Annotated in this window: 13 protein-coding genes; 10 read left to right on the forward strand and 3 right to left on the reverse strand. The window is 38.1% G+C overall.

Annotated elements, in window-relative coordinates; genetic code table 11:
• The first annotated feature begins 450 nt into the window (after positions 1–450).
• Both M3182_RS08525 and M3182_RS08530 read left to right on the forward strand, forming a co-directional pair.
• Positions 451–1,368 (forward strand): LysR family transcriptional regulator, encoded by a 918-nt coding sequence (locus M3182_RS08525; protein WP_251433033.1) that lies wholly within the window; start codon positions 451–453, stop codon positions 1,366–1,368.
• Positions 1,369–1,518: 150 nt separating this feature from the next.
• A complete protein-coding gene (locus M3182_RS08530) occupies positions 1,519–2,622 on the forward strand; it encodes a 5-methyltetrahydropteroyltriglutamate--homocysteine S-methyltransferase (RefSeq protein WP_251557660.1) in 1,104 nt (367 codons plus the stop codon).
• Between the two features lie 118 nt (positions 2,623–2,740).
• On the opposite strand, the gene M3182_RS08535 is transcribed toward M3182_RS08530, so the two are convergent.
• The gene (locus M3182_RS08535) at positions 2,741–3,352 is read right to left on the reverse strand and encodes a cupin domain-containing protein (protein ID WP_251557661.1); all 612 of its coding nucleotides are present in this window, start codon (positions 3,350–3,352) and stop codon (positions 2,741–2,743) included.
• 519 nt (positions 3,353–3,871) lie between these two features.
• Between M3182_RS08535 and M3182_RS08540 the strand changes: the two genes are divergently transcribed.
• The 8 genes from M3182_RS08540 to M3182_RS08575 all read left to right on the forward strand — a co-directional run bounded on the left by M3182_RS08540 (position 3,872) and on the right by M3182_RS08575 (position 9,534).
• Complete coding sequence (locus M3182_RS08540) at positions 3,872–4,081, forward strand: hypothetical protein (RefSeq protein WP_251433044.1); 210 nt, start codon at positions 3,872–3,874, stop codon at positions 4,079–4,081.
• A 310-nt stretch (positions 4,082–4,391) separates the two neighbouring features.
• Positions 4,392–4,826 (forward strand): MarR family winged helix-turn-helix transcriptional regulator, encoded by a 435-nt coding sequence (locus tag M3182_RS08545; RefSeq protein WP_251433053.1) that lies wholly within the window; start codon positions 4,392–4,394, stop codon positions 4,824–4,826.
• Positions 4,823–5,371, forward strand: a complete 549-nt coding sequence (locus tag M3182_RS08550; RefSeq protein ID WP_251433056.1) for an NADPH-dependent FMN reductase — start codon at positions 4,823–4,825, stop codon at positions 5,369–5,371. Before M3182_RS08545 ends, M3182_RS08550 begins: the two co-directional genes overlap by 4 nt.
• A 218-nt stretch (positions 5,372–5,589) precedes the next feature.
• The gene (locus M3182_RS08555; protein WP_251433059.1) at positions 5,590–6,021 is read left to right on the forward strand and encodes a cytidine deaminase; all 432 of its coding nucleotides are present in this window, start codon (positions 5,590–5,592) and stop codon (positions 6,019–6,021) included.
• A gap of 28 nt (positions 6,022–6,049) precedes the next feature.
• On the forward strand, positions 6,050–6,502 hold the full coding sequence (locus M3182_RS08560) for a GNAT family N-acetyltransferase (protein ID WP_251433062.1): 453 nt from the start codon (positions 6,050–6,052) through the stop codon (positions 6,500–6,502).
• A 258-nt stretch (positions 6,503–6,760) separates the two neighbouring features.
• Positions 6,761–7,267, forward strand: coding sequence for a VOC family protein (locus M3182_RS08565; RefSeq protein WP_251557662.1), 507 nt, complete (start codon positions 6,761–6,763; stop codon positions 7,265–7,267).
• A 69-nt stretch (positions 7,268–7,336) separates the two neighbouring features.
• On the forward strand, positions 7,337–7,759 hold the full coding sequence (locus M3182_RS08570) for a VOC family protein (protein WP_251557663.1): 423 nt from the start codon (positions 7,337–7,339) through the stop codon (positions 7,757–7,759).
• 374 nt (positions 7,760–8,133) lie between these two features.
• Positions 8,134–9,534, forward strand: a complete 1,401-nt coding sequence (locus tag M3182_RS08575) for a beta-lactamase family protein (protein WP_251433070.1) — start codon at positions 8,134–8,136, stop codon at positions 9,532–9,534.
• A gap of 162 nt (positions 9,535–9,696) precedes the next feature.
• On the opposite strand, the gene M3182_RS08580 is transcribed toward M3182_RS08575, so the two are convergent.
• Both M3182_RS08580 and M3182_RS08585 read right to left on the reverse strand, forming a co-directional pair.
• The gene (locus tag M3182_RS08580; protein WP_251433073.1) at positions 9,697–11,406 is read right to left on the reverse strand and encodes a SulP family inorganic anion transporter; all 1,710 of its coding nucleotides are present in this window, start codon (positions 11,404–11,406) and stop codon (positions 9,697–9,699) included.
• 369 nt (positions 11,407–11,775) lie between these two features.
• A complete protein-coding gene (locus M3182_RS08585; RefSeq protein ID WP_251557664.1) occupies positions 11,776–12,255 on the reverse strand; it encodes a YhcN/YlaJ family sporulation lipoprotein in 480 nt (159 codons plus the stop codon).
• Positions 12,256–12,355: the final 100 nt, after the last annotated feature.

Here is a 12,355-nt window from a genome sequence, read left to right on the forward strand (position 1 = left end):
CGCTTGAATCCTTTCGATTCAAGCGGTTGTTAGTTTGCATGTTTTAAATATGTATTCGTTTCCCCTTAAGTCTTTCGTACTTTCCATTAAACGCCCCAAGTATCCCGAGGATGCTTCTTTAGCTCCAAATAGAATCGATGAAAACAGCTCCCCAATAGAGAAAACTCATTATTAAAAACACAAAAGAAAAGGTAGTCAAGGGTTTTGGTAGTTTTCCATAAAAATAAATCAATGCCAATCCAATGAGAAGATGAATGGTAACGAATAAAAACAGACTCATAAGCTTCACCTCTATGCTAATTGTAACATTTTTCCTTACATAGTAGTTTGGAATCCGCTATTCTTTTAAATCTGTTTATGCAGAAAGAAAAATGACAATAAAACAAACTCTTTTCCTTAAAAACATGTATACTTCAAGGTAGTTCATTCATATTTAGAAAGGAATTAACGATGACATTACAACAACTAAAATATGTGATTGAAGTCGCAAGAAGTCGCTCGATTAACAAAGCGGCACAAAATTTGTTTATTAGTCAACCAAGTCTTTCAAACGCACTTAAAGAGTTGGAAGAGGAGATTGGGATTACGATCTTTTCACGTACCAATCGTGGCATTTTACTTACTCCAGAAGGATCCGAGTTTTTAGGGTACGCACGGCAAGTCGTGGAGCAGGCAGAACTACTTGAAAATCGCTATATTAAAGCTTCATCACCGCAGCAAAACTTCGCGGTCTCTGCCCAGCATTATGCGTTTGCGGTCAGTGCGTTTGTACGATTGTTAAAAGAATACAACCGTGAAGAATACGAGTTTACTTTACGTGAAACCCGGACATATGAAATCATTGACGATGTGAAAAACCTGCGTAGTGAAATTGGGGTTTTATATGTGAATGATTTTAACCGCAACGTGATTCAAAAGTTTCTAAGAGAAGGAAATTTAAAGTTTCATGAGCTGTTTGTCGCCAAACCCCATGTGTTTATTAGTTCCTCCAATCCACTGGCGGAACAGGAGTTTGTCACATTGGAGGATTTAGATCCTTATCCGTACTTGTCATATGAGCAAGGAGATTACAACTCGTTTTATTTTTCAGAAGAAATTCTTAGCACGCTCTCGAGACCGAAAAACATCCGCGTCAGTGACCGGGCCACTTTGTTTAACTTATTGATTGGTTTAAATGGCTATACAATTTCGACTGGAGTGATCAGTCATAAATTAAATAGTAAAGATATCATTGCGGTTCCATTGAAGGTGGACGAACGAATTCATGTAGGCTATATCACGCATAAAAACGTCACCACCAGTACGCTCGGTAATATCTACATTCAATATTTAAAAGAAACAATTGATGAAGAGTTGCGACAGTTATAGTTTGAAGCTATAACAAGAGATAGATTTTAGATGTTACATTATAATAACTCTCTATGCTACACTAATGTTACACCAATTAAAAAGATTCGTAATCTTTTGTTTTAAAAAAATAAAAGGTGAAATGTTAAGAGGGAAAGTAGGAGATTCATAATGACAAAAACACTTGTTAAAGCGCCTTTTAGAGCGGATCACGTAGGAAGTTTATTGCGTCCGGAACGAATTCATCAGGCAAGAAAAGACTTTCAAGCAGGCGATCTATCAGCAGCTGAGCTTTATGAAATTGAAACAGAAGAAATCCAAAAAATCGTTGATAAGCAAATCGAAGTTGGCCTTCAAGCGGTTACCGATGGTGAATTCCGTCGTCGTTTCTGGCACACTGATTTCCTTGAGCACTTAAATGGTGTTGAGGGGTATGTACCAGAATCCGGCTTTGCTTTTAAAGGAGAAGAAACAGAACGTTACGATGTACGTGTGACTGGGAAAATCTCGTTTAACCAAGATCATCCACATGTAAAAGATTTTATTCTTTTTAAAGAAATCGTTGGCGATCGTGCGGTAGCAAAGCAAACAATCCCAAGTCCAAACCAAATGTTTAACGCTGGGATTCGCAATCTAGAAATCTATCCAGATCTCGAAGAATATGCAAACGATGTGATTCAAACTTATAAAGATGCAATCAAAGCGTTCTATGATGCGGGTTGCCGTTACTTACAATTAGATGATGTATACATTGCTGGTTTAAATGCACCAGAAATTCCATTTAACGATAGTGGATCTTCTCGTGAACAATTAATTGATTTGGCTCTACGTGTTGCAAACGGCGTGTTAGAAGATAAGCCTGAAGATCTTGTCATCACAACCCACCTTTGCCGTGGAAACTATCGTTCAAAATGGGCGTTTGAAGGTAGCTATGCGAAAATCGCGCCAACTTTGTTTGCGAAAGAAAAAGTAAATGGCTTTTTCCTAGAATACGATGATGATCGTTCTGGTGATTTCGGACCGTTAGAGCATATTCCAAATGGAGGTCCACAAGTCGTGCTAGGCGTGTTTACTTCCAAGCATGGAACTCTAGAAGACAAGGAAAATATTAAAGCTCGTGTAGAAGAAGCGACTAAATATGTACCTTTAGAGCAGTTATGCATTAGCCCTCAATGTGGCTTTGCCTCCACGCATCACGGGAATATTTTAACTGAAGAAGAACAATGGGCGAAGTTGAAGTACATTGTTGACATCTCAAAAGAAATTTGGGGATAAGAATTTAAGCGAACAGTTTTCCTAGGCTGTTCGCTTTTTCTATTTGGCTCTTTTCTGAACCTTTGTTGCTTTTGGAGAAAACCAACAAACTTTACGAAAACAGCCTTCTATTTTCACCTCAAAAGGAGCTAGTTGGTGCATGTGGTGAATGCTCTGGATACGAAGTGTGTTGACGATACGTTTTCATCCTATTTTCATCGTGGCAATCCAGATAAGGGCCAATATAAGTGGTTGGGTTTACAGGGGTGGTTACTTGTTTCCATAAATTTTCGTCAAGACAATAAGTATGGGCCATTACCGAAGCAGGCGTGAATTTTAATAAATCCGAACCTAAAATGACTTCTGGCGTTGGTGCATTGAAAATCGCCAACAAATGTGTATGATCCTTCAAAGCCATTTCATAATGCCACCATGCTTGAGGGACATTTGCAACCTGGCCAGGGGTAATGGTGTAATTTAATAATTGCTTTGTATACGGATTTAAAATCGATACAATCGCAGAACCCGAAATGCAATAAACAAGTTCAGCTGCGTTTTGGTGATAGTGTGGTTCCACAACATTGCTTTTACTCAGGAAAATATCCAACAAAGAAACATGATCAAGCGTGTTCAATTGTTTGATTCCAAGTACGTTGATGTAGTTATATTGATCTTTCATAAACAAAGGGCTTTGATTAACATCAAACGCAAACTGTGTTGTAGGGGAAGTATAATCAAGAGTATTACCCATATAGCTTTCACCTCATTTGTGCGCTTAAAATCGATTTTTTCCATTTACGTTATGCATGGATGATGGTTAGGTGTCTGTCTAGAGGTGGAATAGCTGTAAAGATATTTGACATTTATAGGTTGCTTCTTTTACTCATAGTATAAAAACTTTTTACACTTATCTTATTGGTGAAGGTGGAAACTAATGAAGAATAGAGTCAAGGGGTATCGGAGAAAAAGCACAATTTAGAAGTGATAATAGATGAACTATTTTTAGCAGAAAGGGATTGGGCGGATCATTTGATTTATTATAAAAACGCATCTAGTTGTTCCAAAAAGGGAACTTCAAACGAACGGAGTGCTCTTTATACATATGAAACAAAATGCCGGCTAAAAGTTAAGCAGGAAAAGTACTTAACTACAGTTTGTTCCATGTTGTAGCAGTGCGTGTTATAATGAGTAGCCTAGAAATGATGAAACAATCATTGGAACGGATGCTCAACAGCCTCCGCTTAGCGCTAATAGAGAGAGGTGTTAGATAGTGAACAAACGATGGACCATCGATAAAATTAAAGAATTTGTAGAAAAGAATTCTGAAAGTAAGTTGCTTACGACAGAATATCACGGTTTTTCTCAAAAGTTACAATTCCAATGTTCATGTGGAAACCAGTTTGAAAAAACATTTACGAAATTTAAAAACAACCATCAGCGTAAATGTGATGTATGCCAACCGCCCAAAGCTTCACGCTAAACATTTACCAATCCAACCATTCTTTCATTCTTAGTGAATAAAGATTTATGCGAACAGTTTTTTTCGGCTGTTCGCTTTTTTATTCTTTTATCCATGTTCGAAATAAGGGAGCTAGAGTGCATAAACAAACATCAAAGGAAAGGTCAATTCTTTGGGATACTCATCCCATTTTAAAGTAAGTACAAAATTTTCGAGCCTATTTGGAATTTAGCGAGTAGGATAATCAAGTAAATTGACAGAGTATTTCTAATAATATATTGTTGATATATCAACATTGTCTTGTCATCAACTCTCAGGAGAGTGATTGACCGTGAAAATTCATGATCATATTGGGATATTGGTACGTAATGCTGATCTGGTGATTGCCAATTATGTTAAGAAACAACTCGAGCCGTTTCAGCTAGCCCCAGAACAGAACTTGATTATGATGATGCTCTGGAATAAGGATGGAATCGCTCCAAACGAATTTTCAGCAGAATTAAAAAAAGACAAAGCCAACATCGCACGGATGATTGCAAGTTTGGAGAAGAAGGGGTACATCAAGCGAACAACGGGACCTTCAGACAAACGTACCTATAAAGTTCACCTTACGGAAGATGGAAAACGGTTGGAACATTTGGTTCTGCCTGTTCTTCAAGAAACGCATCAAACTGTGATGAAGGGCATTTCGTCGGAACAATACGTTGTAATCCAAGATCTCTTATCAAAAATGATGAACAATGCATTAGGAGGGAAAATTCAATGAACATCGTTGTAATTGTCGGAAGTTTAAGAAAGGAATCTTATAATTTACAGCTTGCGAAAACAATGGAAGCACGATATAAAGGGAAGGTAAATTTGCAAATTGCGGACATTCGTTCTTTGCCTTATTTTGATCAAGATGAAGAAAACAACCCACCGCAAACAGTCAAAGAGTTTAAAGAGTCCATTGCAAAAGCGGATGGTGTAATCATTATTACTCCTGAATACAATTGGTCCGTTCCAGGTGTCCTCAAAAACGCTTTAGATTGGGCTTCACGAGTGGACAAGGTTTTTATAGGAAAACCCGTCATGGCTCTAGGGGTAACGCTTGGCATGCTCGGAACCGTACGTGCTCAAATGCATTTACGTGAAATTCTTTCCTCTCCTGGTCTTCAAGCGAAAATCTTACCTCCAGGCGGTAATGAAGTACTGATTGGCTTGGCGAATCAAAAATTTGATGAGCAAACCGGTCAGTTGGTGGATGAAGGAACACTTAGCTTCTTAGATGAAAAAGTGGATGTGTTTATTGATTTTGTTAAAACGGTTTGATTGAACTGAATGAATAGAAGATAGGTTATGATTATTGAAAGAGAGCGTCGATGGATAAAGATCGACGCTTTCTTTTGTTGTAACACCTGTACATTGATTCCATTTGATCTCGAAAAATATACTTTTGTGAGCAGTTCAACCCTTTGGAAGGATTATCGCTGTTATCTGATGAATTTAAAAGAAGATGACAATCTTTTAGGGACATAGGAGGGGATGTTATGTTAAAAGTAATGCCATTAGAAACGAGAGACTATGAATTAATCAAGAGTGCAGAAAACGTAATTGAAAAAAATTATAAGTTTGGACGGCATCATATTGGGGCAGCTCTTAGGGCGAAATCGGGTACAATCTATTCAGCTGTACACGTAGAAGCCAATATCGGAAGAATTACCGTTTGTGCCGAAGCAATGGCGATCGGGAAAGCAATTACAGAAGGAGACCACCAGTTTGACACCATTGTCGCAGTCGCGCACCCTCATCCACATGAAGAAAAAGAAAAATGTTGGGTCGTTTCCCCGTGTGGGATGTGTCGGGAGTTAATCAGTGATTATGGAAAAGATATTGATGTGATCCTTTCTTATCATGGTGAACTCGTAAAGTGTAATGTAATGGAGTTATTGCCGGAAAAGTATCGAAGTGAATTGGTTTAAAACTACGCATTGAAAGGAGCGAGTGTGGTTGCTTTATCGGAAAGCCATGATAGAGGATATTAATCAATTAGTTGAACTAAGGAAAAAACAATTGGTGGATGAAGGAATTGAACCGAATATAGATATTGATGAAGAACTACATACTTTCTTTAACAAAAAACTGAGTGACGGTTCGCTTATTCAGTGGTTAGTAGAGGACAAGGAAGAGATTGTTGCAAGCGGGGCTATCCTTTTTTATGATTTTCCGCCTTCGTTTACCAATAAAACGGGAAGGAAAGCTTATATTGCCAATATGTATACAAACGACCATTACCGTGGTCGGGGCATAGCCACTAATTTGTTAACAAAATTGGTAGATGAAGCAATTATGGCTGGAGTGACAAAAATATGGCTTGCAGCTTCAGAGATGGGAAGACCAGTTTATAAGAAATTTGGATTTGTCGAAACGGAAGAATATTTAGAGTTGAATATTGAAGAGTAAGTATAAAAAAGTAGCGGTTACGTTACTTTTTTCTCTATTTGCAAACAATGTTTTCTTACTATATTTCAACTAATAAGAATGAACATTAATGATTTTGCGAATCCTGTATCCTAGTGTAGGTTGGTAGAGATTCGGTGAAGGATTCTAAAAATAAAGTTTTTCTCGTTTGATGAGGATAATTACATAGAGTTTTCGTTTTTAAAACATAAAACGTAGCTAAGCCTATAACTTAGGGTCTACAAGGAGAAGGGTAAAAACGTGGCAAATAGAATTCAAAAAATCACCACTAATTTATGGTTCGATTCCCAAGCCGAAGAAGCAGCAAAGTTTTATACAAGTGTCTTTCAGAATTCAAGAATTCATCGAATCACGCGTTATGGACAAAAAAGACACGAAATGAAAGGCATTTCTGAAGGAAAAGTAATGATAGTTGAATTTGAATTAGAGGGCCAAAAATTCGTTGCTTTAAATGGCGGCCCAAAATACACATTCACAGAAGCAGTTTCGTTTATCGTTCAGTGTGAGACACAAGAGGAAATTGACTATTTTTGGGAGAAGCTTTCGGAAGGTGGAGATGAGAAAGCACAAGCTAACGGCTGGTTGAAAGATCAATTTGGTGTCTCATGGCAAGTGGTTCCGTCTACATTAAACGCTATGATCAGTGACGAAGACTCTACCAAATCAGAAAGGGTCATGAAGGCACTTCTTCAAATGGAAACGAAACTAGATATGGATAAGTTAAAAAAGGCTTATGAAGGTTCTTGAAAGAAACCATTAAGAAGATGATTGATACCAATAACATAAGTGTCAGAAATAAAGGTAAGGAGGCATAAAATGAAACCACGTATTTCCGTTATTACATTAGGCGTAAATGATTTAAATAAATCACTAAAGTTTTATCAGGATGGTCTAGGACTCCCAACGGAAGGGATTGTTGGACAAGAATTCGAACATGGTGCTGTTGCTTTTTTTGATTTACAACCTGACTTAAAACTGGCCATTTGGAAACGAACAGATCTTGCCCATGACACAAAGATGAATGTGACACCACCAAGCCCAACGGAATTTTCACTTGGTCATAATGTAGCTAATAAAGACGAAGTTGATCGGGTAATGACACAGGCGGAAAAAGCAGGAGCTACTGTGACCGTTCCTGCACACTCAACATTTTGGGGCGGATACTCAGGATATTTTCAAGACCCAGATGGCCATTTGTGGGAAGTAGTTTGGAATCCAGAGTGGGAATTTACAACTTAAATAAACACTGACATTTTAAATGCTTCCTTTATAAAGTTGTTTTTTATTGGCTCTTTTCTCAAACATTGTTCCTTTTTTAAAGGAAATATAGAATAGTTTAGCCATGATTCCATCCAAATTCGTACTCAAGAGGAGAAAAGAGCTTACAAACTAAGTAGTAGCGCAGAGAATGGCCTATCTCTCGTTAAAATAGGCTTTTGGATTTTAACAACAAACTTTACGAAAACAACCTTTTTATTAAATCTTAATGGTCCCTTCATTTTCGTTTATTAAAATTTTGATACTATTTTGTTAGGTGGCCAAAAAAAGAAGCACCCTTCAAGGGATTTCTCAATTAAAGTCAAAGATTGCTAGATAGATGTAGAGGAGAAACGATGAAAAAAACATTTGTAGTATTAGCTTTCTTGCTTTGTCTACTGACTCCATTATCAGTTTCAGCTTTAGAGGATGAGAGAAAGCAAAAATTAACACAATATCTCGAAAGGTCAATGGAAACGTATCGAATACCAGGTTCTTCCCTTGTCATTATTCAAAACGGAGAGATTTTCTACAGTGGGCAGTGGGGCGAGATGAGCAATGGGAAGGAAGTGACAACGGATACTCCTTTTCTGATAGGTTCCTTAAGTAAGCCAATTACGTCTCTGGCCATCATGATGTTAGTTGAAGATGGTCTAGTTAAGCTGGATGAACCGATTCAAACGTATCTCCCAGCGTTTACTTATTATACACACAGTTCCAAGAATCTAACTGTGATGCATTTATTACAACAGACAAGCGGGATTGGTGCACATGATGGGTTTAAAGTGACTGATAACAACACAATAGACGGAGATGCCATTGCAAAAGCAGTCGAACAATTAAGTGGGGTCGAGCTTGTAAGTGAGCCTGGAAAACATTATGAATATGTTTCTGCGAACTATTTATTATTAGGGTCCATCATAGAAAACGTGACAAATCAATCTTATGCAGAGTTTGTCAATAAGCGGATTTTCACTCCACTTGGTATGAATCAATCTGCGGCTGATTACGAGACAGCGGTTGAAAAAGGATATGTCCCTGGGTTTGAGTCCTGGTTTGGAAGACCTGTAAAGAGTGACGGCTTCTATGATCAAGGTGGAACTCCATATGGTTACATCACTTCAAGTGCTAACGATTTAGCAAACTTTTTAACCTTCATGTTAATAGGGGGAGACCTATTATTTGAAGAATCTCTTCAGCAATTAAGAACACTACCTAGTGAAGGTAGAACTTACGGTTTCGGATGGCATTTTTCAAAAACAGAACATTTTCCTTTCCACGGTGGCGGAACCTCCGATTATCGAACAGAAATGTTTTTCATTCCCGAACAAAACGTTGCCGCTGTTCTTTTAACCAATAAATATCATATTACCGAAGATCCACACGTTGCTTACATCATGCAGGGCATTCGTGCCATCATGAATGGGGGAGAACCTGATAGATTGCCAGCTATGAATCTTTCCATTCAATGGTGGACGTTAGTAGTAACCATTTTGATAGGTGTACTAACTTTGGTTCATTTTAGTGTCCGTAGACGTAAACCAGCCCGAAGCAACAAATGGTCATTCGTTTTTGGCGCCTTCTGTTTGTTCCTGGCCATTAGTCTCATTCCGCTGCTCGCTTATAGCATGGGGGCACCGTGGAAGACCATTCAGCTTTTCGCACCGGACCTAGCCTTTTTGGTCAAATGTTTAGTTGGAATGTTTGTTATCAATGGACTGATTTCCTATATTCCTAGTAGATTAAAAAAATCCTAATTTTCATACAGATCTATATAATCGCTTTGTATAGGATATTGTAATTCAAGATTACAGTCCACATGTATGACACTAAACAAGAAGAGGCAAAAAAGCTGTCAGCGAGAATGAACTTGCTGACAGCTTTTCTCTTATAATGAAATACTTTTCACATTCTTACAATCAAATCTGATAATCCAATACATCTGGAATGTACTTGCGTGTATCTTTGTAATTAAATCCTTTTTCTTTTAGCATCTTCTCTAATGATAAGTTAATCGATTCTTTATAATTGCTTCCCCATGCGGCTTTATTGACTTTATCACGTACAGAACCTTTCATGTTTACAAATAAGAAAGTGATCTTTTCTTCTTGATAATATTCAATCAGTTCACCTAGTGTATCAACGGAGATGGTGTCGATGTCATTGACACCGGACATGTCGATCAACACCCATTTGGCATCTGGTTTCCGACGAAGAAATTCCTTTATTTTTTCGTCTAACACGGAACTGTTGGCAAAATGTAAGGAAGAATCAATGCGAACCAATAACACGTCTTCAAGAGTATTCGCTTCAGGGTAGCGTGACACATTACGAAAAGCTTTTTTACTTTCTAGATAGCCTAGCTCAACAATATTGAGGTGTGTACTGCGCATCAAAATCAAAATCAGCGTAAAAATTGTCCCAAGTAAAATGCCCCATTGAATTCCGACGATTAACGTAATCGTAAAAGTTGTCACCCATGTCCAACCTTCAAATGGATTTACCTGAAACAAATGCTTCACTTCAGTTAAATCGACTAATTTATAAACCGATACAATGATAATCGCAGCAAGCACCGCGTAAGGTAAATAGTAAAAAAACGATGTAAAGAAAAGGATGGTCATCAAGACCAGAACGCCCGTAACGATAGATGTTAATTGACTCTTCCCACCAGATTCTTTATTTACAGCCGTTCGCGAAAAGCTCCCACTGACAGGATAAGAATGGAAACAAGCTCCAATTAGGTTAGCAAGCCCTAATGCTTTTAGTTCTTGATTCGGATAAATTTTATACTTCGCTTTCCGGGCGATGGCTTTGCTAATCGCAAGCGACTCCATAAAACTAATGATGGCAATCGTTAGCGCCATCGGCCATAACATTCGAACCGTTTCAAACGTCAAAGATGGAAGGTCAAATGACGGCAAGCCGTTTGGTACGTCACCAACAATGTCAACCCCTTTATCGTCTAAGTGGAAAAATGAAACAAAGACAATCGAGACAATCACGAGAACAAAAGCACCAGGAATTCCTTTGATTCTTTTTAAACCAAGAAGCAACAAAATGCTGCCAATCGCTATCAAGAATGTGTACGGATTCAACTCTTGAACATGTTTGACGAGTTCAATCAACAAAAGATGGATTTGCAAGTGATTCGGAACCTCAATCCCTAACAAATGCTTAAACTGGCTCATTCCAATCACAATCGCCGCAGCTGATGTATAGCCATTTAACACGGAATGAGGGATGAATTTAACAATAAAGCCAACCTTCAAAAGCCCAAATACCAGCTGGATTCCGCCGACCAAAAGCGTCAGGGTAAGCACAAGCGAAAGATAACTGGCCGAATTTGGTTCGGCATACACCGAAACCCCTGTAAACACTAGGAGAGAAGTGGTCGCAACCGGGCCAATCGACAGATGCTTGGAAGACGCAAACCAAGCGTAAAGAAAAAGCGGAATTATTGAAGCATACAAGCCCATCACAGGCGGTAGGCCAGCGAGCATCGCATAAGCCATCCCTTGTGGGACTAGCATGATAAAAATGGTGAACCCGGCTAACACATCGTTTTGGACATTATTTCGATTCAGGTTGGTGAATTGATTTGGAAAATGTAGAATTTTGTTGCTCATCACAAATCCCTTCTATAAAATGTTTTTTATTAAAGTAAATTGCCTAGAAACTGTAAGATTCAGTATGCAGAATCAGAGGTTAGAAGGTATTTAGAAACTATATTAATAGGAAAAAATTTTTTTATCTGTTTCCATCATAGCATGACTTTAGATTTGTTCATAGGTAAGGGAGCGGAACTTTAGAACCTAATTGTTGTCAGAAACAAATGGGGGAAGGGAAAAATCTAATAAAATCTCAATATAGTCTAGAAGTATCATAAGCAATACAAAGATGGTACTAAAAGAGAATGGTAGATGGGCTCAAACTTTTAACGAGTACAACATTAAGGGGAAACCTTGATTGGTATTCCCCATAAGCTAAAAATTTAATTATCGGGCATTTGGAAAGACTCGTTGCACCATTTCCGTAAATTCATCAACTAATCCTTTTACGGGCTTGCCTTCTCGAATTCGATCGCCGAAGTCTCCCATACGGTCTACGAAATCAGGGTTACTTGACACATAAACATGATCAATGTTCTCGTCAGTGGATTTTACCTGGTCGGCAATTCTCGTTTCCACTTCTTCTCGTAGCTCGCCTTTAGGCTCATCATCTAAAATTACGGCAACATACGCATTTTTATCAGTCACAATGACATTGGAGTGACGGACTTCTGATAAATTTTCTACTTTATGCTCTGCTTTTTCTGAAATTCGTATTTTTTCCTCATCTTTCCGACTTTCTACGTTTTGTACTTTTGCCTTGTCTTCCTTCTTCTTATCGTCTTCTTTGGCATCATCTTTTCCGCCACATCCCGCAACAATCAAAATGGCAAGTATAAAGATGGACAAAAGTTTCATAAACTTCATCTATATTCACTTCCTCCGTTTTTTCTTTACTTCTTTCATTAGAATGACCTGTGAAGTATTTTTTATGTGAAACGGTAGGGAATGAGCGCCATTTTTGGAT

Origin of the sequence: Mesobacillus maritimus (assembly GCF_023715205.1) — a bacterium.
GTDB lineage: Bacteria > Bacillota > Bacilli > Bacillales > Cytobacillaceae > Mesobacillus_B > Mesobacillus_B maritimus_C.